The organism is Paenibacillus sp. FSL H8-0034 (assembly GCF_038000305.1).
Classification (GTDB): Bacteria; Bacillota; Bacilli; order Paenibacillales; family NBRC-103111; genus Paenibacillus_S.
The window spans coordinates 3,633,896-3,657,201 of the sequence record NZ_JBBOBS010000001.1; the positions used below are offsets into that span (position 1 = coordinate 3,633,896).

General features: G+C 43.3%; 22 protein-coding genes. 21 read left to right on the forward strand and 1 reads right to left on the reverse strand.

What is annotated here, in order from left to right:
• The first annotated feature begins 9 nt into the window (after window positions 1–9).
• The 4 genes from NST47_RS16380 (at window position 10) to NST47_RS16395 (ending at window position 3,512) form a co-directional block, all read left to right on the forward strand.
• Window positions 10–669, forward strand: a complete 660-nt coding sequence (locus tag NST47_RS16380; RefSeq protein ID WP_341159683.1) for a ribonuclease HII — start codon at window positions 10–12, stop codon at window positions 667–669.
• A gap of 83 nt (window positions 670–752) precedes the next feature.
• Window positions 753–2,849: a hypothetical protein gene (locus NST47_RS16385; protein WP_341156067.1), complete on the forward strand. Its 2,097-nt coding sequence runs from the start codon at window positions 753–755 to the stop codon at window positions 2,847–2,849.
• Window positions 2,846–3,148, forward strand: coding sequence for an EscU/YscU/HrcU family type III secretion system export apparatus switch protein (locus tag NST47_RS16390; protein ID WP_341156068.1), 303 nt, complete (start codon window positions 2,846–2,848; stop codon window positions 3,146–3,148). The genes NST47_RS16385 and NST47_RS16390 overlap by 4 nt, the downstream gene beginning before the upstream one ends.
• Window positions 3,141–3,512, forward strand: a complete 372-nt coding sequence (locus NST47_RS16395; protein WP_341156069.1) for a YraN family protein — start codon at window positions 3,141–3,143, stop codon at window positions 3,510–3,512. Before NST47_RS16390 ends, NST47_RS16395 begins: the two co-directional genes overlap by 8 nt.
• A 462-nt stretch (window positions 3,513–3,974) precedes the next feature.
• Here NST47_RS16395 and NST47_RS16400 read toward each other — a convergent pair whose 3' ends face one another.
• Window positions 3,975–5,543: a YifB family Mg chelatase-like AAA ATPase gene (locus NST47_RS16400; protein WP_341156070.1), complete on the reverse strand. Its 1,569-nt coding sequence runs from the start codon at window positions 5,541–5,543 to the stop codon at window positions 3,975–3,977.
• Between the two features lie 396 nt (window positions 5,544–5,939).
• Here NST47_RS16400 and sucC point away from each other — a divergent pair, with 396 nt between their 5' ends.
• The 17 genes from sucC (at window position 5,940) to NST47_RS16485 (ending at window position 23,305) form a co-directional block, all read left to right on the forward strand.
• Window positions 5,940–7,100 (forward strand): ADP-forming succinate--CoA ligase subunit beta, encoded by a 1,161-nt coding sequence (gene sucC, locus NST47_RS16405; RefSeq protein ID WP_076232713.1) that lies wholly within the window; start codon window positions 5,940–5,942, stop codon window positions 7,098–7,100.
• Between the two features lie 37 nt (window positions 7,101–7,137).
• Entirely contained in the window at window positions 7,138–8,067 is a 930-nt protein-coding gene (gene sucD, locus NST47_RS16410; RefSeq protein WP_341156071.1) for a succinate--CoA ligase subunit alpha, read from the forward strand.
• A gap of 108 nt (window positions 8,068–8,175) precedes the next feature.
• Window positions 8,176–9,279, forward strand: a complete 1,104-nt coding sequence (dprA, locus tag NST47_RS16415) for a DNA-processing protein DprA (RefSeq protein WP_341156072.1) — start codon at window positions 8,176–8,178, stop codon at window positions 9,277–9,279.
• Window positions 9,280–9,314: 35 nt separating this feature from the next.
• Entirely contained in the window at window positions 9,315–11,399 is a 2,085-nt protein-coding gene (gene topA, locus NST47_RS16420) for a type I DNA topoisomerase (RefSeq protein WP_341156073.1), read from the forward strand.
• A 35-nt stretch (window positions 11,400–11,434) separates the two neighbouring features.
• A complete protein-coding gene (gene trmFO, locus NST47_RS16425; RefSeq protein WP_076232722.1) occupies window positions 11,435–12,757 on the forward strand; it encodes an FADH(2)-oxidizing methylenetetrahydrofolate--tRNA-(uracil(54)-C(5))-methyltransferase TrmFO in 1,323 nt (440 codons plus the stop codon).
• A gap of 167 nt (window positions 12,758–12,924) precedes the next feature.
• Entirely contained in the window at window positions 12,925–13,470 is a 546-nt protein-coding gene (hslV, locus tag NST47_RS16430; protein WP_240417538.1) for an ATP-dependent protease subunit HslV, read from the forward strand.
• Window positions 13,471–13,488: 18 nt separating this feature from the next.
• A complete protein-coding gene (gene hslU / locus NST47_RS16435) occupies window positions 13,489–14,883 on the forward strand; it encodes an ATP-dependent protease ATPase subunit HslU (RefSeq protein ID WP_341156074.1) in 1,395 nt (464 codons plus the stop codon).
• Between the two features lie 39 nt (window positions 14,884–14,922).
• Entirely contained in the window at window positions 14,923–15,696 is a 774-nt protein-coding gene (codY, locus tag NST47_RS16440) for a GTP-sensing pleiotropic transcriptional regulator CodY (protein WP_076232727.1), read from the forward strand.
• 220 nt (window positions 15,697–15,916) lie between these two features.
• Complete coding sequence (gene flgB / locus NST47_RS16445) at window positions 15,917–16,318, forward strand: flagellar basal body rod protein FlgB (RefSeq protein WP_341156075.1); 402 nt, start codon at window positions 15,917–15,919, stop codon at window positions 16,316–16,318.
• Window positions 16,319–16,321: 3 nt separating this feature from the next.
• Window positions 16,322–16,768 carry a flagellar basal body rod protein FlgC gene (gene flgC / locus NST47_RS16450; RefSeq protein ID WP_076232732.1) on the forward strand — a complete coding sequence of 149 codons (447 nt, stop codon included), beginning with the start codon at window positions 16,322–16,324 and terminating at the stop codon, window positions 16,766–16,768.
• A gap of 30 nt (window positions 16,769–16,798) precedes the next feature.
• On the forward strand, window positions 16,799–17,101 hold the full coding sequence (gene fliE, locus NST47_RS16455; RefSeq protein WP_341156076.1) for a flagellar hook-basal body complex protein FliE: 303 nt from the start codon (window positions 16,799–16,801) through the stop codon (window positions 17,099–17,101).
• Window positions 17,102–17,145: 44 nt separating this feature from the next.
• Window positions 17,146–18,735 (forward strand): flagellar basal-body MS-ring/collar protein FliF, encoded by a 1,590-nt coding sequence (fliF, locus tag NST47_RS16460; protein ID WP_341156077.1) that lies wholly within the window; start codon window positions 17,146–17,148, stop codon window positions 18,733–18,735.
• 12 nt (window positions 18,736–18,747) lie between these two features.
• Window positions 18,748–19,764, forward strand: a complete 1,017-nt coding sequence (gene fliG, locus NST47_RS16465) for a flagellar motor switch protein FliG (protein ID WP_076232739.1) — start codon at window positions 18,748–18,750, stop codon at window positions 19,762–19,764.
• Complete coding sequence (locus NST47_RS16470) at window positions 19,748–20,578, forward strand: FliH/SctL family protein (protein ID WP_341156078.1); 831 nt, start codon at window positions 19,748–19,750, stop codon at window positions 20,576–20,578. The genes fliG and NST47_RS16470 overlap by 17 nt, the downstream gene beginning before the upstream one ends.
• A complete protein-coding gene (fliI, locus tag NST47_RS16475; protein ID WP_341156079.1) occupies window positions 20,579–21,901 on the forward strand; it encodes a flagellar protein export ATPase FliI in 1,323 nt (440 codons plus the stop codon).
• A 6-nt stretch (window positions 21,902–21,907) separates the two neighbouring features.
• Complete coding sequence (gene fliJ, locus NST47_RS16480; protein ID WP_341156080.1) at window positions 21,908–22,351, forward strand: flagellar export protein FliJ; 444 nt, start codon at window positions 21,908–21,910, stop codon at window positions 22,349–22,351.
• 27 nt (window positions 22,352–22,378) lie between these two features.
• Complete coding sequence (locus NST47_RS16485; RefSeq protein WP_341156081.1) at window positions 22,379–23,305, forward strand: MotE family protein; 927 nt, start codon at window positions 22,379–22,381, stop codon at window positions 23,303–23,305.
• The last annotated feature ends 1 nt before the right edge of the window (window position 23,306 follow it).

The following is a 23,306-nucleotide window of genomic DNA, read 5'->3' on the forward strand; positions in this document are numbered from 1 at the left end:
TCGAGTATAATAAGCCATACATGCACGTCCGCAGGAGAGGAAGCGATATCAGCTATGTTGGAATATGAACGGTCATTATGGGATCAAGGCTATCAGCGTATTGCTGGTGTCGATGAAGTGGGGAGAGGCTGCTTGTTCGGGGATGTCGTGGCAGCAGCTGTTATTTTGCCGCCGGGTCTCATTTTGGAGGATGTGAATGATTCTAAGAAATTATCTGCCAAAAAACGTGAGCAGCAGTATGAACTTATTCAGCAAGAAGCAGTAGCCATCAGTATTGGAATTGTGGATGTAAGGATGATTGAACAAATTAATATCAAACAGGCATCGCGTCTGGCTATGAAGCTAGCAGTCGAAGGGCTTGACCCTGCTCCCGATTATTTGCTGGTAGATGCCGAACAGGTAGAGGTAGAATTCGCGCAGCAGCCCATCATTCATGGAGATGCGGTTAGTCAATCGATTGCAGCTGCTTCAATTATTGCCAAGGTCACGCGAGATCGAATGTGTTTGGAATGGGATAAAACATATCCAGACTATGGGATCGCGCTGCATAAAGGTTATGCGACGAAGCTGCATCGGGAGAAGCTTTTGGAATTGGGTTCAACAACGATGCACCGAAAAACGTTTCTCAAAAATATATTGTTGGAATCTCAGCAGCTTGAATGGTTTTAATAAGACTTTATTATGAAATGTGACGGGCCAAATGCCGATATATATACATAGCTTGATTAATTCCCATGAGGAGGTGCCCACACTTGAATATCAGCGGATTAATCAGAAGTGTACTGAACGACATGCAAGCTTCCGAACCTAAAGTATTAGAGCTCAAGGTGGGAGAGGTCGTTAAAGGAATGGTATTGCAGCTTCTGTCCGAAACGGATGCTATCATCAACATAGGTGGTGTACAGGTACGAGCCAAGCTGGAAACTCCCTTAAAGCAAGGAGAGGTCACCCTGCTTCAGGTGCAGCCTGAGAACAGCTCTGGACAAATGGTTTTAAAACCATTGGGTGCATCGGTCGTACAAATTGCCGATGGATCTTTAGCCGAGGTATTAAAAAATGTCGGGCTGCCGGACAATGCTATCAACCGTCAAATCATCCAGACCCTCCATCAATCGGGAGTACCGCTTTCCAAGGATAATGTTCACGCTTTTTCTCAGCTCCAGTCCCAGCTACCTGCTGCAGTTTCCCAGGAAGACTGGATTCCGGCAGCCGTGGTTGCTTTTCAAAAAGGAATTCCACTTTCAGGAGAAACCGTTACAGCGCTAAAACAGGTGATTACAGGACCTGCTTTTCATGAGACGCTTCAGCAATTGGACGACCAGATGACCAAGCTTTTATCCGATAATCAGCACTTGTCAACTTCGACAAGATCAGCCATAGATGCCTTTAAAGGTGTTGTTGCAGTTGTAAAGGAGGCTTCCAGCGAGTTGATGCCCAATGTGGCTTCCCTGCTTTCGGATACGGAAGTTGAGAATATGTTAACTGCGGCCAAGGAGGCTGGACGTCAGCAGAATGCATCACAAGCATCTGTAGCCGCTCCAAACGATATGGATGCAGATAGTCAACAAGCTGCTAAAATGTCCGGTACGAGCCCTTCAGGTGCGGCTGCGGGCCTCAATCAGGCTGGATCTACATTACTTACAGGTGAAGCAAGCTCGACAATTCCCAAATCGACTTTATTACAGGCTGAGACTTTATTAACCAAGCCTGACCCGACTCTCAATGCTGCGGCAGAAGACGGTCCGTCGAATTCAGCAATAATATCAAAAACGGGGTCACAGAGCTTAGAGCAGGTTTCGACGTTAACAAAATCAGCAGCTAATCTCACACAGACCCAGACTTTGCCACCATCCCTACTCGGGTCAGGCCCTGGCACTTTAATGAATAATTCAGGTCGTGCTGTTGAGGTTACCCCTGTGCAGCCTACTGTTAATAACAGTGCAACAACAGCTTCAGCACTGAACAACACTTTAAAGAAAAATCCTGAGCAGATGACTTCGGAGCAGCTGGGGGAAACCGCCGTTCGTCCCAATCAGACGCAATCGACGGCGAATAATGGGACAGCTCCTACTCTCCCTTCCGATATTCAGTCGGATACAAGCGAACATTGGATTTCCAAGCTGATTAAGGCAGTAGGGGTAGAGCATGAGCAAGCGATATTTAAGCTGCCGGAAAAAAACGGCCTTGATAGTCAGCTGTTGTCTGCTGCAAGCTTAAGCGATCGAAGTTCAGATTTACAGACACCCGCTGGTACTCAGCAGGATCCGTTGAAATCAGTGGATACACTGAAGAGCGCACTTCTCATGCTCGTGCAATCCGACGATACTCCAGCTGCGTTGAAAGAGACCGCCCAGCAGGCGATCCAACAAATAACGGGACAGCAATTGCTGCTGAATACGGACAGAACCTCGGCTTTTTCCAATATTACGATGTTTATTCCGATCATCAATGCCAATGGGGAACAGACAGCAGCTATTCATATTCAATCCCGAAAAGGTGCACGTGGTGAAATTGATGCGAATAACTGCAGACTTGTCTTTGATTTACGGATGAAAGCTTTAGGGGATACGATGATAGATGTTCAGGTAGTGGATCGGATTGTCAGCCTGCGTGTATTAAACGACCAGCCCTTCATACAGCCGTTACTGGAATCCCATCGTGAGGAAATAGCAGCAAGTTTATCGAAAATTGGTTATCAATTTATTTCTCTGAAATGCAGCCCTTATCCGGAAAAGGGTCAACCTACGGAAGAGAAGGCTGCTGGCAGCAGAACCGAATCCAATCTATCGAGCCAAATAAAATCGTTATATGGCAAAAAACCTTACAAAGGAATGGATGTACGCGTATGAAGCCTAAAAATCCCGATCCATTAAAAAAAGCTATCGCTCTGAAGTATGCGCCGGGAGAGAAAGGTGCTCCGGTGCTTGTAGCCAAAGGCAAAGGGCATATGGCTGAAGCGATCATGAGAAAGGCCAAAGAAAACGGAGTACCCATACAGGAGGATTCCTCACTTGTTGAGGTTCTTTCCAAACTGGAATTAGATCAGGAAATTCCTCCAGAGCTCTATAAGCTAGTTGCTGAAATTTTGAGCTTTGTTTATCGGTCTGATGGACGAGCCAAACAAATACAGGTTAAATCCTATGAATAATCCGTTAACACGCAAACAACTGGGTACTGTAGGAGAAGGATTGGCTTGGAAGTATCTCAAGGGACTGCATTATGAGATCATTGAGAAAAACTGGCGCTGCCGAACCGGGGAAATCGATCTGATTGTGAAGGATGGCAGCTTTCTTGTGTTTGTGGAAGTGCGGACACGCAGCGGCAGCCCGCAATTTGGAACGCCCCAAGAATCGGTTAATGCCAAAAAGCAGCAGCAGGTGATGGAGACTGCTCAGTTCTACGTTCATCGTTATCAGAAACAGCAGCTTCAACTTCGATTTGATGTCATTAGTATCTTAACAACTAAAACAGGTGAGCAAGTTTCTTTGGATCATCTGGTCAATGCTTTTTAAAAGAGAACTCAATTTCAATCAAAAAAAGAGCCGATCAGCGCCATCCTTTAGGTTGGGTTTTCGGCTTTTGGTTAAATATTCGTTGAACAATTGTTCGGTGTTTTTTTGTTTCCATAATCCGATTTATCTCCTCCATAACCAATCTCAATCGTTCGTCCTCTGTACTGACCTTGCGTAGTTCTGTGTATGCATATTTACTCACGGTGAGTATCCTTTCCAAAAACAGTTTTAAGAGACAAGTACACGGTGGAGGCAAGAAAAATAAAACCCAATGCATTCCATAATCCCAGCATCATACATGTTCACTCCTATACTTTCGGGTAATGCTATTATACTACATTATTGTTGAAAAATGTCGCAATTTGAATGAAAATTTAGGTAATTAGTATTAATATTTGATTTTTTGCAACAAAAAAAGACAAATCTATATAGATTCGTCTTTTACAAGTCAGGATGAGAGACCTATACAGTTGACTGGCGGGTATTGGTCGGTGAATGCGTTTTTTTATCCAGACTGCGATACTGCAGGGCTTCAGCTAAATGAGGAATCCCCAGCTGTGGACTGCCATCCAGGTCGGCAATAGTGCGTGCAATTTTGAGAATGCGATCATAGGCTCGGACACTCAAGCCAAGGACTTCAAACGATTTTTGGAGTAACTGCTCGGCCTCCATACTCAGCTGGCAGTGTTGCTTCAATAATTTACCGGAAAGCTCACTATTAAATGTAATGGAAGCATGCTTATACCTGTGAAGCTGAATGTGACGAGCTTGGTCGACATGAGATTTCATTTCCTGAGAAGAGAGTTGAGCTGTTTTTTCAACGATTTGACCATATTCAATACGCGGTACTTCAATCTGCAAATCGATTCGATCCAGCAGAGGACCCGATATTTTAGATCGATAGTGCTCAATTTTAAGTTCACTGCAAGTGCATACATGTGCGGGTGTTTCGGCGCCCCAGTAACCACAAGGACAAGGGTTCATCGACGCTGCGAATATAAAGTTAGACGGGAAGCGATAGGTGGCGCGTGCCCTTCCTATTGTGACGTAGCGTTCTTCCAACGGTTGTCGCAGAACCTCAAGAACGTTTCGGGAAAACTCAGGCAATTCATCCAAAAATAATACGCCGCGATGTGCCAGGCTAATCTCTCCGGGTTTGGGAATACCGCCTCCACCGACGAGGCCGGCCGAAGAAACAGAATGATGCGGCATTCGAAATGGCCGCTCGCGTATTAAACTGCTGCGGTCGGCAAATTTACCGGACGCACTGTAGATTTTCGTTACCTCGAGAGCTTCCTGATCGGACATGACGGGAAGTATCGAGGGCAGTCTTTTGACAAGCATGGTTTTGCCTGTGCCCGGTGGGCCAAGAAGCAGGATATTATGCATCCCGGCTGCACAAATCATCAGTGCTCGTTTGGCTTGCATTTGACCATGAACATCCACGTAATCTTCATTGGATGCTGAAATTCTGGCCTCGGGCGATTTTGATTTAGATGGCGAATAATTAGCCATATTAAAGAGAGGGGCGATTCCATTGTGAAGGTCATTCAAATGAGAAAGACAACCAATCTCAACGTCCGGGATTAACGCTGCCTCCTGATAATTAGGTCTCGGTATCAGAATGCGGCGTATGCCTTGTTCACTGGCCGAAGCGATCATGGATAACACACCCGGGATTGCGCGCACTGTTCCGTCCAAGGCTAGCTCACCTAAAATAAGGATTTGTTCGGGTAATTCCAACTGCAGCTGGCCGCTTGTATATAAAATGCCCATAGCAATTGCCAAATCGAATGCCGAACCTTCCTTGCGTACATCAGCGGGAGCAAGATTTATCGTTATACGCTGCAAAGGAAACGTATATCCACAATTTTTAATGGCAGCTCTTACACGTTCTATGGACTCTTTGACAGCACTGTCGGGAAGTCCGACGATATTCATTTGCGGCAAACCATTACTTAAATCCACCTCTACCTCAACAAGCTTACCTTCAACACCGTGCAGGCAGGCACTCATTACTTTTCCATACATAAAAGACACCTTCCCTCATTGTCATTCATTCGGGCAAAAGGTGCTTCCTCATCGTCCATATGATTTTCCTTATTGTACCATAAATCAACTTGATGGCAATTGAATTGTGGTTGGCTACATGCTTTATTATTTCCTCGGGAATGATATAATACGGGATTTTTTTCAGTACCATAAAAAAGTTTAATTGAAAAATGACAGCTTTCCGTGAAAAAAGAAGGAAACTATCGAAAAATAATGGTACAATGGTTAAGGTTTTGTTGAGTTGTCTGCACTCGGCAGGATTTTGTATGCATCACAGCGAATATTTCCTTCGTTTGATGAGGAGCTTGCACATTCGCTGCAGTTCTTGCTTATATAGAAATTGGCAAGCTATTACTGATAGGAGGATTTTGCTAAATGAATATCCATGAGTATCAAGGCAAACAGTTGCTGAAGCAATACGGAGTTGCCGTCCCTAATGGGAAGGTTGCTTTTACAGTGGAAGAAGCGGTTGAGGCTGCACAACAACTCGGAACTCCAGTCGTTGTCGTTAAGGCACAGATTCATGCAGGCGGACGCGGTAAAGCAGGCGGCGTTAAAGTAGCCAAAGGCTTGGACGAGGTTCGTACATATGCGGAACAGATCCTGGGCAAAGTTCTGGTTACTCATCAGACAGGTCCCGAGGGTAAAGAAGTCAAGCGTCTCTTAATTGAAGAAGGCTGTGACATTAAAAAAGAATACTACATCGGGGTCGTGGTTGACCGTGAAACTGGACGCGTAGTTATGATGGCGTCTGAAGAAGGCGGCACAGAGATCGAAGAAGTAGCCGAACATTCCCCGGAAAAAATCTTTAAAGAAGTTATTGATCCAGCTATTGGCTTGCAAGCATTCCAGGCACGTAAGCTTGCTTATGCCATCAAGATTCCTAATGAATTGGTTAATAAAGCCGTGAAGTTCATGGTTGCCTTATACACTGCGTTTGTTGATAAAGATTGCTCCATTGCAGAAATCAATCCGTTGGTAGTAACAGGCAGCGGAGATGTGATGGCACTTGATGCTAAGCTTAATTTTGATTCCAATGCTTTGTATCGTCACAAAGATATTTTGGAGCTTCGTGACCTTGAAGAAGAAGATGAGAAGGAAATTCAGGCTTCCAAATATGATCTGAGCTATATTGCACTAGAAGGAAACATCGGTTGTATGGTCAATGGTGCAGGTCTTGCCATGGCAACAATGGATATTATTAAATATTACGGCGGAAATCCGGCCAACTTCCTGGACGTAGGGGGCGGTGCAACAACGGAGAAGGTTACAGAAGCGTTCAAAATCATCCTTTCCGACGAAGCAGTTAAGGGTATTTTTGTAAATATCTTCGGTGGTATTATGAAATGTGATATTATCGCCAATGGTGTTGTTGAAGCTGCCAAGCAATTAGGCTTGACGCGTCCGCTTGTGGTTCGTTTGGAAGGTACTAATGTTGAGCTTGGCAAAAAAATCTTGAATGAATCCGGTTTGAATATCGTAACAGCTGACTCGATGGCGGATGGTGCGCAAAAAATCGTGGCTCTGGTTTCCTAATCATAATTAATTAATCAAGGGATGTGACCTATACCAAATGAGTATTTTAGTAAATAAGGATACAAAAGTTATCACTCAAGGGATCACTGGCTCCGTAGGTATGTTCCACACTAAGGGTGGTCTTGATTACGGAACACAAATGGTTGGCGGTGTAACACCGGGTAAGGGCGGAACGAAGATTGATATCGAATTGGAAAATGGCACTACCGCTTCCCTTTCTGTTTTTAATACTGTAGTCGAAGCTCAAAAAGCAACAGGCGCGACAGTTTCCGTTATTTATGTACCTCCTGCTTTTGCAGCAGATGCTATATTGGAAGCTATCGATGCTGAGTTGGAATTGGTTATTTGTATCACTGAAGGTATTCCGGTACTGGACATGGTAAAAGTAGCACGTTACCTGGAAGGCAAGAAAACTCGCTTAATCGGTCCTAACTGCCCAGGCGTAATTACTCCAGGCGAATGCAAAATCGGAATCATGCCAGGGTATATCCATACACCAGGTCACGTAGGCGTTGTTTCCCGTAGTGGAACATTAACTTACGAAGCCGTTCATCAATTGACAACACGTGGCATTGGTCAATCGTCAGCTGTTGGTATCGGTGGAGACCCTGTAAAAGGTTCCGAGTTCATTGATATTTTACGATTGTTCAATGACGATCCAGATACGTATGCCGTTATCATGATTGGTGAAATCGGTGGAACCGCTGAAGAAGAAGCAGCTGAATGGATCGCGGCTAATATGACAAAACCGGTTGTAGGCTTTATCGGTGGTCAAACGGCTCCTCCAGGAAAAAGAATGGGCCATGCTGGCGCAATCATTTCCGGTGGTAAAGGCACAGCAGCTGAAAAAGTAGCAACCATGGAGCGCTGCGGACTTAAAGTAGCCCCAACCCCTTCTGAAATGGGTTCTACTTTAGTCAGTGTTTTGGAAGAAAAAGGCCTTTTGGAAAAATGCATCACCAAATAAATATCGATCAATAGGCAAGAAGCCTTCTACTCCCTAACGGGATTAGGAGGCTTTTTTTATATACCAAACAGTTCAAAAGTTGTTCTCAATGGAGGAGTGATATATACTATGGACAATCGAACCCTACTTATCATGCTGCATCAAACTGATGCGATAGGCTGGAAAACCATTTTACGAATCGTCAGTCTTTTTTCTGAATTGATTGAGGCTGTGCATGTAACTTCTGCTGATTGGCTGCAGTTGGGACTTACGGAAGCCAGAGCAAATGCGGTTGCAAAAGCTTTTATGGAAGCAACAACAGAGCGAGTAGAGGCCGTAATGGAAAAGTATCGAAGCAAACAAATTGAGATTATTACGATATTTGATGCCAATTACCCCTATTTATTGAAGCAAACGGCTGAGCCACCCTGGATTCTTTATGTTCGAGGACGTTTAGAATTATTAAATTCGCCAAGTATAGGAATAGTAGGAACACGAAACCCGACTGTATATGGCCGTAAAATCGCAGAGCAATTTTCTGAAGAGCTGTCTGCGGCAAATGTATGCGTGATCAGCGGATTAGCTAGAGGGATTGACAGTTCAGCACATGTGGGTGCTCTTCGCCAAAAAGGCAGTACGATCGCAGTGTTGGGTTGTGGCATAGATCACATTTATCCCCCTGAGAACAAGTCGCTTTATATGACGATAGCCGAGCAAGGCTTGCTGGTAAGTGAATACCCGCTTAACACCAAATCACATCCCGGGATGTTTCCCAAGCGAAATCGGATTATTGCTGGCTTGAGCTTTGGCATAGTTGTCGTAGAAGCAGCTCTTAAAAGCGGTTCACTTATTACAGCAGACCAGGCTTTGGAAGAATCACGTGACGTGTTTGCGATTCCTGGCCCTGTGTCTTCACCCAAAAGCCAAGGTACGCTCGCTCTTATTAAGCAAGGTGCCAAGCTTGTCAGCTGTGTGGATGATATATTGGAGGAATACCGTCATCGGATAACATCAGACCCGACGAGACATAGTAAGCATGAACAAGAAGAACAACCAAAGCTGACAGTAGATGAACAAATCATTACCGAGCTTCTGCAGCAAAGGCCCTTAAGTATTGATGAACTGCTAACGGGAAGTCAATTTACCTTTGGACATTTGCACGCAGTTCTGTTAAATTTACTATTGACTAAGCGAGTGGAACAATTACCAGGTTCTCTATACGCTATTTGTTAAATATATATATCAAAATTGAGGGGGGAAGGACGCTTATGGCAGATTCTTTAGTCATTGTGGAGTCACCCGCAAAAGCAAAAACAATCGGCAAGTACTTAGGCAGCAAGTTTATTGTAAAAGCATCAATGGGCCATATACGTGATCTTCCGAAAAGCCAAATTGGTGTTGAAATAAATAATAATTTTGAACCTAAATACATTACGATCCGCGGAAAAGGCTCAATTCTTAAAGAACTTAAAGATGCCCGAAAAAAAGTGAAAAGGGTTTATCTCGCAGCTGACCCGGATCGTGAAGGTGAAGCGATCGCTTGGCATCTGGCCCATTATTTGGAGTTGGATGAAGCAGAAGAATGCCGAGTTGTATTTAATGAAATAACCAAGCAAGCAGTCAAGGATGCTTTTAAAACACCACGTAAGATCGATCTTGATCTTGTTAATGCCCAACAGGCCAGACGTATTCTGGATCGTCTTGTCGGTTACAAAATCAGTCCGCTGCTTTGGAAAAAAGTCAAAAAAGGCTTGTCTGCCGGACGTGTTCAATCTGTAGCCGTAAAGCTTATTTATGATCGTGAAAATGAAGTAAAAGCTTTTGTTCCAGAAGAATATTGGTCCATTACCGCAAAACTTCTGGCCGGAGCCAGCGAGTTTGAAGCCAAGTTTCATAGTATACATGGTGAAAAGAAAGAACTGAATAATGAGCAAGAAGTGAATGAAATCCTAAAAGGCTTAGAGAAAGCCAAATATGTGATTCAAGAGGTTAAAGAAAAAGAGCGCTTGCGTAATCCATCGCCTCCTTTTATCACGAGCTCCTTACAGCAGGAAGCTGCCCGCAAGCTGAACTTCCGTGCATCCAAAACGATGTCAGTAGCTCAACAATTATATGAAGGCATTGAGCTTGGGAGCGAAGGCACAGTTGGTTTAATTACTTATATGCGTACAGACTCAACAAGAGTTTCACCTATTGCTCAAGAGGAAGCCAAGGATTTTATTGTGAATAAATATGGGGATGCTTTTTATCCGGAAACTCCCCGTGTATATATCAAGAAAGCGGCTAATGCTCAGGATGCGCATGAAGCGATTCGTCCCAGCTCTATTTTACGGGAACCTGATCAAATGAAAGAACACCTGAGCCGTGATCAGCATCGTTTATATAAGCTTGTCTGGGAACGATTTGTAGCCAGCCAAATGGCTTCAGCCATTCTCGATACAATGACTGTGGATATCTCGGCAGGAGATGCTGTGTTTCGTGCAGCAGGGTCCAAAATGAAATTTGCTGGTTTTATGAAAGTATATGTTGAAGGAAATGATGATGGTACGACAGAAGAAGACAAGCTGCTCCCGCCATTGCAAAAGGGAGATAAGCTGAAGAAGAACCAGCTTGAGCCCAAACAGCACTTTACACAGCCCCCACCACGATATACGGAAGCACGTTTGGTAAAGGCTCTGGAGGAGATGGGCATCGGTCGGCCAAGTACATATGCACCGACACTGGAAACAATTCAGAAGCGCGGCTATGTGGCGATTGATGAAAAGAAGTTCGTTCCTACGGAGCTTGGTGAACTGGTTATCCAGCAAATGATTGAGTATTTCCCGGAGATCCTGGATATCGAATTTACGGCTCACATGGAAGGTGAGCTTGATAATGTTGAAGGCGGGACAGAGAACTGGGTCAAGGTACTTGGAGATTTCTATGAATCCTTCGAAAAGCGGCTTGTGTTTGCCGAAGAAGAAATGGAAAAAATTGAAATCAAGGATGAAGTCTCAGATGAAATTTGTGAAAAATGCGGACTTCATCTCGTATATAAAATGGGCCGATTTGGGAAGTTTCTTGCTTGCTCGGGATTCCCTGACTGTCGGAATACGAAACCAATCGTAAAGGATATCGGTGTTATCTGTCCAACCTGTAAGGTGGGTCATATCATTGAACGTCGCAGTAAAAAGGGTAGAATTTTTTATGGCTGTGACCAATATCCTGCCTGTGAATTCGTGTCCTGGGATAAGCCGGTAGAGCAGCCTTGCCCAAAATGCGGCTCCATGCTGATTGAAAAAAGAAACAAAAACGGCGTATTCCATCAATGTGTGCAATGTGATTTTAAAGAAGAGATTCAGGAAAATGATTAATTAATTTTCGAAGATATTCTTAGGAGGATATGATAGTGTCAGAATTACCTAGTGTTACCGTAATCGGGGCTGGCTTGGCTGGCAGTGAAGCTGCATGGCAAATTGCTAATCAAGGTGTCCCTGTTATCCTATACGAAATGCGTCCCGTGAAGAAAACACCTGCGCATATTTCAGATCAGTTTGCTGAATTGGTGTGCAGCAATTCGCTCCGTGCGAATGGACTTGCTAACGCTGTTGGTGTATTAAAGGAAGAAATGCGTCATCTTAATTCGTTGATTCTTCGTTGTGCTGACAAACACGCGGTTCCTGCTGGCGGAGCGCTGGCAGTGGATCGTGACGGCTTCTCAGGAGAAGTAACCTCTATGCTGCGCAATCATCCGTTAATTGAAGTACGGAATGCGGAGCTGGAATCGCTGCCTGAGGGGATAACGGTGGTGGCAACGGGTCCGCTAACATCACCTGCGCTTTCTGCACATTTGCAGCAGCTGATGGGGGAAGAGTATTTATATTTTTATGATGCTGCCGCTCCGATCATTGAGAAGGATTCCATCGATATGAGCAAGGTGTATCTGGCTTCGCGTTACGATAAAGGGGAAGCTGCTTATCTGAACTGTCCGATGACTGAAGAAGAATTTAATGTTTTTCATGATGCTCTTGTGTCAGCAGAGGTAGCGCCGATCAAAGATTTTGAAAAAGAGATTTATTTTGAAGGCTGCATGCCCATAGAGGTCATGTCACAAAGAGGCAAGCAAACGGCATTATTTGGTCCAATGAAGCCCGTAGGTTTGATTAATCCGCATACGAATGAGCTTCCTTATGCTGTCGTTCAATTGCGTCAGGATAATGCTGCAGGAACCCTATATAATATGGTAGGTTTTCAAACGCACTTAAAGTGGGGCGAGCAAAAACGGGTATTTTCCTTAATCCCCGGATTGGAAAATGCCGAGTTTGTCCGTTACGGTGTCATGCATCGCAATACATTTATTAATTCTCCCAAGCTGCTGAAGCCAACCTATCAGTTCGTCAACAGGGACAATTTGTTTTTTGCGGGTCAAATGACCGGTGTTGAGGGTTACGTAGAATCTGCAGCCTCCGGCTTAATAGCGGGAATAAATGCAGGGCGTTTTGCAAAAGGTAAAGAATGTGTGGTATTACCGCTGGATACGACACTGGGCAGCATGGCTAATTATATAACAACTGCTGATTTCAATCATTTTCAACCGATGAATGCCAACTTCGGACTTTTACCGCCTTTGGGTGAGCGATTTAAAAGTAAAAAGCTTAAAAATGAAAAAATCGCTCAACGTGCTATTGAGAAAATTCAGAATTTTTCACAAAACGAATACAATTTAACTTGAAACGAAAAGCGTTACTATGATAATATAAGTTTTGGGCTTAAATAAATAAGATAATATCGTGAATACATGAACCTCTTATCGCGGCTGCCTGATTTTATGCGACTCGATCGAGGTTTTTCTATTGTATGATCCCGGTTACAAGTTTACTTTCTGGAGGTAGGTTTTGGATGGAGCAAACCTTTCATGCAACAACGATTTTTGCTATTAAGCATCAAGGTAAAGGTGCGATTGCCGGTGATGGGCAAGTAACCTTCGGCAATAGCATGGTCATGAAAAATTCAGCAAAAAAAGTGAGAAGACTGTACCGTGGCAAGGTGGTAGCAGGTTTTGCAGGAAGTGTTGCGGATGCGATTACTTTATTTGAAAAGTTCGAAGCCAAGCTTGAGGAGCATCAAGGCAATCTGCAACGGGCTGCTGTTGAGCTTGCCAAGGAATGGCGATCTGACCGTGTGCTGCGCAGGCTGGAAGCGATGATGATCGTAATGGATGCCCATTATGTCCTTTTGATCTCGGGTAATGGTGAAATTATTGAGCCTGATGACGGGATTTTGGCAATTGGGTCAGGTGGCTCTTTTGCGCTTGCGGCTGGACGCGCGCTTCATCGTTATGCTCCGCAAATGAGTGCCAAGGAAATTGCACAGGCTGCTCTAACCATGGCTGCTGAGATATGTGTGTTTACCAATCACAACATTATAGTGGAAGAAATCGAATAGGATGAGGGAGGTATTCTCTTGAAGCATACATCTTTGACCCCCAGAGAGGTGGTCGCCAAGTTAGACCAGTACATTATAGGTCAAAAAAATGCCAAAAAATCGGTTGCCGTCGCTCTTCGTAATCGGTATCGTCGAAGCTTGCTCGATGAATCCATAAAGAACGAAATTGTACCTAAAAACATTTTAATGATTGGACCTACAGGTGTCGGTAAAACAGAGATCGCCAGACGTTTAGCCAAACTGGTCAATGCTCCCTTTGTTAAAGTCGAAGCGACCAAATTTACAGAGGTTGGCTATGTTGGACGTGATGTGGAAGCAATGGTCAGAGATTTGGTTGAGACTTCGATTCGCATTGTCAAAGCAGAGCGCACTGAAAAATTAAAAGATAAAGCGGAACAGCTGGCAAATGATCGAATTGTTTCTATTTTAGTACCAGGAGCTACTAAGCAGAAGACACAACGGAATCCGTTGGAAATGTTATTTGGTAATGCCGGTAACTCGGAGCCACAGGAACAAGAGGAAGATTATAATGTGATTTCCCGTAAGCAGGAGCTAAAGGAGCAGCTGCTGAAAGGTCTTCTTGAGGATAAGACGATAGAGATTGAAGTGGAAGATAGTGCACCGAATATGCTGGATATGTTATCGGGTCAGGGTAACGAGCAATCTGGAATGAATATGCAGGAAATGTTTGGGAGCTTGATGCCCAAGAAAATGAAAAAGCGTAAGCTGACCATCAAGGAAGCCCGAAAAGTATTGACTCAGGAAGAAGCCCAAAAGCTGTTGGAAATGGATGAGGTCATACAGGAAGCGATCCTGCGTGTCGAACAGCTGGGGATTATATTTATAGATGAAATTGATAAGATCTGCAGCTCCGGCCGCGGCAGCGGTCCTGATGTTTCACGGGAAGGTGTGCAGAGAGATATATTGCCTATCGTTGAAGGCTCGACAGTGATGACAAAATATGGACCGGTTCAAACCGATTATATTCTCTTTATTGCTGCAGGTGCTTTCCATATTGCTAAACCGTCCGATTTAATTCCTGAACTTCAAGGAAGATTTCCAATTCGGGTGGAATTAAGCAGTTTAACCGAGCAGGACTTTATACTCATTTTAAAAGAACCGCAGTATTCATTAACTAAGCAATATACGGCTCTTTTGGAAACTGAAGGCATCCATGTTAATTTTTCAGATGCAGCGATTGAAGAAATTGCTCGTATAGCTGCAGAGGTTAATCAGAACACAGACAATATCGGGGCCAGACGTTTACACACGATTCTCGAAAAATTACTGGAGGATCTGTCCTTCGAAGCTCCCGAAATCACTCTTGAACAAATTCTGATAACTCCGGAATATGTAAGAGAAAAGCTTTCGGATATTGTCCAAAACCGAGATTTAAGTCAATACATTTTATAACACTTATTATAACCGTTGGACGCACTGGGAGGCAGTTTCATGACATTATTAGAAAAAACACGAACCTTAAACAGACTACTGCAAAAAGAAGCGGGGAACCCGGTCAGTTTTCTGAATATGGCCAGTGTGCTGAGTGACATTCTGCATGCCAATATATATGTAGTTAGTCGTAAGGGTAAAGTGCTGGGCAGAGCATTTGATACGGATGTTCAGGATGAAATCTTGTCCGCAACCCTTGGAAGTGAGAACCGATTTCCAGACGAATACAATCAATTGCTGCTCAAAATCAACGAAACATCGTCGAATATGGGTGCGGATAGTGAATATCATGTTTTCGGCGAAGAGGCTTCCGCGGCTAACATTTTCATTACCATTGTACCTGTCATTGGGGGCGGCGAAAGATTAGGCACCTTGATTCTAACTCGCTGGAATCATGCTTTTATCGATGACGACCTTATATTGGCTGAATATGGCTCAACCGTAGTAGCTATGGAGATTCTGCATGAAAAAGCAGAGCAGATAGAGGTGGAAACTCGAAGTAAAGCGGTTGTTCAGGTCGCTGTTGGTTCCTTATCGTTCAGTGAACTGGAAGCAGTCGAACATATTTTCGAACAGCTGGAAGGAAGTGAGGGGCTGCTTGTCGCAAGTAAAATAGCGGATCGTGTCGGAATTACAAGATCTGTGATTGTTAATGCGATGAGAAAGCTCGAAAGTGCCGGGGTAATCGAGACGAGATCCTTAGGTATGAAAGGCACCTATATTCGTGTTCTTAATGATCAATTGATGACCGGATTGCAAAGTATAAAGTTATAGTTAAATTACAGGTTATAAGCCCTATATATAAAATATAGGGCTTTTTTCTCATTGTAATAATTCCCAAATATCATCAATATAGTTATAGGTCTCTTTTACTATGATTATCAACGAAATTTGTTATATTTTATTTCGATTAATATGTCGAGAAAAGGAGGAATATGTATTAGACTTGTTGAATAGTACAATTTAACATTACCGAAAAAAGGTAGGAACAAACATGGATATTCTTAATAAAGCCGGCTTTAATCAAATGGAACGCTCTTTGGATGCTGCAACTTTACGCCAGCGTGTGATCGCAGATAATGTGGCTAATGCAGATACTCCCTATTTCAAAAAATCAGAGGTTCGTTTTGAAGAGCTACTACAGCAGGAATTGAATGTGTCTTCTTTTGAAGGGTACAGAACGGATCCTAAACATTTTTACATCGGTCGACCTGCCAGAGTAGAAGCACAGATTGTCAAGGACAAGCAATCAACGATCAATAACAATTTAAACAATGTGGATATTGATGCAGAGATGTCTTTAATGGCTAAGAACCAACTGCGGTATAATGTAATGGTTCAGCAGATCAGCAATGATATTAAAAAGGCAAGAACGGCAATTCAAGGGAGAGGGTAACCAATGAAGCTTACGAACGGGTTTGATATTAGCTCCTCTGCATTAACGGCGCAACGTTTCCGAATGGATGTTATATCTTCTAACATCGCCAATGCTGACTCAACGAGAGCTAAACTAGTCAACGGAAAATGGGTACCTTATCAAAGGAAGCTGGTTACTATTGAGCCAAAGAAACCTTCGTTTGAGCAAGCTCTCCAAAATGCACAAACCAATGCCGCTGGAGAAGGGGTTAAAGTGACACAAATTATTGAGGATACTTCTCCCTTTAAGCAAGTTTACAACCCAACGCATCCCGACGCAGACGAGAACGGATTTTTAATGATGCCCAATGTTGACGTGCTTAAGGAAATGGTAGATATGATTTCTGCTTCCCGTTCTTATGAGGCCAATGTAACTGCACTCAATGCCTCCAAATCATTGATCGCAAAAGCGTTGGAGATAGGCAGATAACAATTATTTTAATAGAAAGGGGACTTCACCATGGTAGAAAAAATGGGGCTCCAGCCTTTACAAGCCATCATTCCTCAATCTGCTGCTAAAGGCTTGAGTGCGTCGGAAGTGACCGATCAGTTTGGAAGCTTTTTATCGGATGCCATTACCAAGCTTAATACTCAGCAGCAGCAGGTCGATCAGTTAAATGAACAATTTGCCAAAGGAGAGATCTCTGATGTACATCAGTTGATAATCGCTTCGGAGAAGGCATCCCTTGGTTTAGAGCTGACGGTACAATTACGTAACAAAGTAATTGATGCATATCAGGAAGTCATGAGGATGCAAGTATAAAAGCACTTTGAATCTTAGCTTGAGTCTTTAGATGGGGTGGAAGAGTGAATGAGAATCTAACCCAGTTTTGGAACAAGATAACCCAATACTGGAATCAATTTAGTAAAACACAGAAAATCACTTTTGTTTCAACAGTTGTTCTGGTTTTACTAACGATTGGAATTATAAGCTATAACTTTTCAAAAACAGAGTACGCCCTGGCTTACACGGATTTACAAGCTACTGATGCTGCTGCAATAAAGACTTATTTGGATGGAGCAAAAATTCCCTATCAACTCAGCGAAGATGGGAAAAGTATTGGGGTTCCGCGAAGCGAAGTTGCCAATGTAAAATTGGCTGTTGAATCGCAAGGGATCAATAAAAGCGGAAATATCGGATACGGGGTTTTTAATCAAAACAGCACATTTGGAACAACGGATAAAGAATTTAATGTTAAGTATGTGAATGCAATACAAGGAGAGCTTCAGCAGCTTATCAATTCGAACAGTGCAGTGAGCAGCTCCAAAGTGTTGATCAGCTTACCAGAAGAGACCGTGTTTCTACCCAAAGGAACCGAAAAGGAAAAAGCGACGGCTTCGGTTGTTTTAAATATGAAGCCTGGATACAGTCTGGACCAAGCCAAAGTTGACACGATGTACAATCTAGTATCCCATAGCATCAAGGGATTGCCAGTTGAGAACATAACGATTTCCGATCAAAACGGGGAATTGCTGGAGTATTCCAAGGGCAAAGGGAAAATCACCAATACCAGCATGGCAACGCAAAACTTTGAAATCAATAATCAATTCAAAAATGATATTCAAAAGAATGTTCAACAAATGCTGGCTACCCTGCTTGGAAAAGATAAAGTGATTGTTCAGGTGTTTTCTACCATGAATTTTGATCAAACCAATACGAAGGAGCAGCTAGTGACTGCACCCAATGTGGTGGATCAAAAAGGTTTGGAAATTTCCGTTCAAGAAATTCAAAAAAATTATAACAGTGATGGAAGTTCGGCTGCTGCTGGCGTTCCAGGTACGGGGCAATCTGATGTACCAGGTTATCCCGGTAGTAACAATGGTGGCACAGCCAAATCCGAGGAGCTTCAAAAGACAGTTAATTATGAAGTTAACCGGATCACGAATGATATTGTTGCAACTCCCTACATTGTTAAAGATTTAACCATAAATGTTGGAATTGAACCACCTAATCCTGAAGATCCTAATTCATTAACTCAGGAAACCAAAGATGCCGTACAACGCATATTGGTAAACGTGGTAAGAGCGGCACTTGCTGATAATAAGCAAACACTGACTGACGACGATTTGACGAAAAAGGTAACTGTATTTGCACATACTTTTGCAAGACCTAATGCAACTGCTGTCAGTTCCAATGCTATGCTGTTGTATGGTGGTCTAGGCGGACTTGCGCTTGCTCTGCTAGTATTAGGCGGCTACTTGCTTGTAAGACGTCGGAGATTGAAACGTGAAGCTGAAGAGGAATTGGCATTAGAGCCAGCTAAGGTGGAATTCCCCACCATTGATATTGATAATGTAACTAATGATAATCAAGTGCGTAAGCAACTCGAGACCCTGGCCAAAAGAAAGCCGGAAGAATTTGTTAATTTGCTTCGTACATGGTTAGTAGACGAATAGGGGTGTGCTTTTTTGGCTAAAGTTCAGCAACAAGGGTTATCAGGTCGTCAAAAAGCAGCTATTCTGTTGATAAGCCTGGGACCGGAGGTTTCTGCTCAAATATTCAAGCATCTTCGTGATGAAGAGATCGAGCAGCTGACATTGGAAATTGCCAATGTTAGAAAAGTAGACAATATAGAAAAAGAATCGATATTGTCCGAGTTTCATCAGATTTGTCTAGCTCAGGAATTTATTTCCCAAGGTGGTATTTCGTACGCCAAAGAAATACTTGAGAAGGCACTGGGATCGCAGAAGGCACTTGATATTATCAATCGTTTGACGGCGACCTTGCAAGTAAGGCCTTTTGACTTTGCCAGAAAAGCCGACCCTGCTCAAATTTTGAATTTCATTCAGAATGAGAATTCCCAAACGATTGCCCTGGTATTAGCTTACTTGCAGCCTGAGCAGTCTTCCATTATTCTTTCATCGCTTCCTCAGGACAAGCAAGCAGATGTGGCTAAACGTATTGCTCTGATGGACAGCACTTCGCCTGAGGTTATTAGTCAGGTTGAACGGGTGTTGGAGCAAAAGCTATCTGCTACCGTAACTCAAGATTACACCAATGCAGGTGGGATATCTGCTATCGTTCAGATTTTGAACGGTGTTGACAGAGGAACTGAGCGGACGATTCTGGACTCTCTTGAAATTCAGGATCCAGAGCTGGCTGAAGAGATTAAGAAAAGAATGTTTGTGTTTGAGGATATTGTTAATGTGGATAATCGTTCTATCCAACGCATCATACGCGATATTGAAAATGCGGATCTACAGCTGGCACTTAAAGTAGCAAGTGAGGAAGTACGAGAGGCTATTTTCAAAAACATGTCCAAACGGATGTCCGAAACATTCCGGGAAGAGATGGAGTTTATGGGACCCGTTCGATTGCGCGATGTAGAGGAAGCACAGACACGTATTGTGGCTACCATACGTCGTTTAGAAGAATCCGGAGAAATTATCATTGCACGTGGTGGAGGAGATGATATTATTGTCTAATGTCATCAAGATTTCCCAATATGTATCGTTGGAAGAGAAGAAAATTGTGGAAATTGCTGCTCAGCCGAAGCTGTTTGATGATACATCAAATGAAGAGGAAGAGCTTTCCCAAGAAGAATTAGAAGAGCTGGCAACGGCTTCTCAAATTAAGGAGCAAATTCTCCAGGATGCAGAAGCTTTTGCCGAAGAGCAGGTCAGAGCTGCAATGGATGAGGCAGCAGCTATAAGGCAGCAGGCACAAGCCGAAATTGAGCTGTGGTGGAATGAACAGAGACAGCATGACGCTGAGTTGCAAACTCAGTTGAAGGAAGAAGGCTATCAAAAAGGCTTTGAAGAAGGAGCCGCACAGGCAGAATTAGAGCTGCGTAATCAGTACAACGAGATGCTCCAGGAGTCATCCACCATATTGGAGCAATCTTATTTGCTCAAACAGCAAATTATACAAGAAGCAGAGCCGTTTCTGATCGAGATGAGTTGTTCCATAGCCGAGAAGATTGTTTCCAGACAGCTTACAGTAGAATCTGAATGGGTGACTGACCTAATTAAAACCGTTCTTGCCAGAAGGAGAGAAAAAGGAATTATAACGCTTTGTATATCGCCTTCACAATTTCCTTATATTCAGGATGCACGTGAAGAGCTTCTGCTGCATATTGATTCACAAGCGGAATTGCAAATTATCCCCGATCCTTCTGTACATGACCATGGCTGTGTCGTCAGATCAACGTTTGGAAGTATTGATGCGAGAATTGATACGCAGCTAAAAGAAATTAAAAATGCTCTACAACATCTTGCAGTACGAAGCGAGGGGTCGTAGATGATCCAAGTACCGAATGCATCCAAATATATCGAACACTTAAGACAACTGGATCCGATTCGGGTTAATGGAAAAGTAACTCAGGTTATTGGATTAACTGTTGAATCAGAAGGTCCGGATGCAAGCATTGGTGATGTTTGTTATATTTATCCTTTTAAATCAAATAAACCGTTAAAAGCTGAGGTTGTTGGCTTCAAGAACAACAGGGTGCTGCTTATGCCGCTGGGAGAGCTAACCTCCATTGGTCCTGGCTGCGATGTTGTTGGTACAGGAAAGCCGCTTACCGTACAGGTGGGCCATGAATTGCTGGGGAAAGTTTTGGATGGTCTTGGTCAGCCCTTGGATGGAACCTTTCTTCCCTCAAGAATGACACAGTATTCAACTAACAACATACCTGGTAATCCGTTGAAAAGACCAAGAGTATTGGATCCTATTAGCGTAGGTGTCCGTTGTATTGACGGCTTGCTTACCATAGGTAAAGGTCAGCGGGTAGGGATTTTCGCTGGTTCTGGTGTCGGAAAAAGTACCTTGATGGGTATGATTGCCAGAAATACTTCTGCTGATGTCAATGTAATTGCACTTATAGGTGAACGTGGACGTGAAGTATTGGATTTCATCGAACGTGATTTAGGAACAGAGGGACTTGCTCGTTCCGTAGTTATCGTGGCAACATCCGATCAGCCTGCTCTGATTCGTATTAAAGGAGCTTTAATTGCAACCAGCATTGCCGAATATTTCAGAGATCGCGGCCTGAATGTCATGATGATGATGGATTCAGTGACAAGGTTTGCGATGGCCCAGCGTGAAGTAGGTCTTGCTGTTGGTGAGCCGCCTGCTACAAGAGGATACACACCTTCTGTATTCGCCATGCTGCCCAAGTTATTAGAACGCTCCGGTACCGGACCCAAAGGTTCGATTACAGCATTTTATACCGTTCTTGTTGATGGGGACGATATGAATGAGCCGATTGCAGATGCAGTACGTGGGATTTTGGATGGACATATCGTACTGGATCGTTCTATCGCCAATCGTGGTCATTATCCAGCTATTGATGTATTGTCCAGCGTCAGTCGGGTTATGAAGGAAATTGTAACTTCTGAGCATATGTCTGCAGCAGAAAATTTAAAACGATTGATGTCCATATATAAGGATTCGGAAGATCTCATTAATATAGGGGCGTACCAAAAAGGTTCGAATCCGGATATTGATCTTTCTCTGCAATATATTCAATCGATTTGGGATTTCACTAAGCAAAAAGTCAGTGAGAAGCTAACCTTCAGTGAAGCTCAGGAAAGTTTAATCCAACAATTTCATAAAGGATGAGATTAAATGAGACGCTTTAAATATGCTTTTCAAAAAATTGTAGATTTAAAAGCGAATGAAAAGACACAAGCGGAATGGATGCTATCTGAAGCAATTGGCAAAGTACGTGAGGAGGAATCCTCGATGTCCGTGCTTTGTTCGGAAAAGGATGGACTGCAAGAGCAACTGCATACGACTTCTGTAGGCAAAACAACTATATCAGAAATTATGCTGCTGCAGCATTTTGTGGATACAGTCAGTAATCAGATTGTGATGAAAAACAACGATCTGGAGCGAGCTAAACGCGTAGTAGTGACCAAGCAGGATGTATTGGCAGGTAAAGTGCTTGAAGAAAAAATTTGGAGTAAAGCCAAGGATAAAGCACATCAAAGCTTTGCAGCCACTGTGCTGAAAAAAGAACAAGAGCAGCTAGACGAGATGGCAACGAACCGATTCAGGAGATTGTCATAGAACAGCAGAAGACAGGAGGCGATGATGATGGCAAATGTTGATGTGGAAGGAAGCTCCTCGTATGGGGGAATGGAACGGTTTTTAATTTGGTTTCTGATACCGTTTGTATTCACTGCTGTTCTGCTTGGCGTTTTACTTACCATTTTCGATTATGATGTCATGAACAACGTACTTCGAACAGCGAAGAATATACCGGTAATTAGCAGTATTGTACCTGAACCTAAATCCAAAGCTACTGATGGCAAGCCTGCAGATAAAAAGGCATCAACTGGACAGGCAGCTTCACCACCAACGGCTGAAGAAAATGTTCAGGCTTTAAGTGCGCAATTGGATCAAAAGGATCAGGAATTAATAAAAAGCGATGCTGCTGTTGTTCAACGTGATCAAACTATTAAAGAACTGCAATTGAAAAACAGCTCTTTGGAGGAGCAAACCAAAGCAAAAGCTCTTTCCGATGAAGAGTATACAGCACAAATTCAACAGCTTGCTACGATGTATGCCAAAATGTCTCCGTCAAAATCCGCACCTATCATGGAAAACTTGACGATCCCTGAGATGGTCCTTGTCCTGAGTTCGATGAAAACAGATGACAAGGTCAAGATCCTTGAGAAAATGGATCCAAAGAAAGCTGCTGAAGCTTCTATATTGTTAAAGGACCAATCAACAGCCAAGGACAAACAAATCGCCGCATTGCAGGAACGTCTTAAGCAGGTCACTCTTCCCGACCCCAAAGCTTCCCAAAAGCTGACTAAAGATGATTTGGGAGCAACGTTTTCCAATATGACTCCAAAAAGTGCAGCTATTGTTTTGATGGAAATGCAAAATGCAAATCCAGACAAGGTGATTTCTATTCTAAGTTCAATGGAAAGCGCAGGGAGGTCGAAAATTATTACAGCAATATCCGAACAATCTAAAGAAGTGGCTGCACTCATATCTGCTCGTCTGATTCAATAAA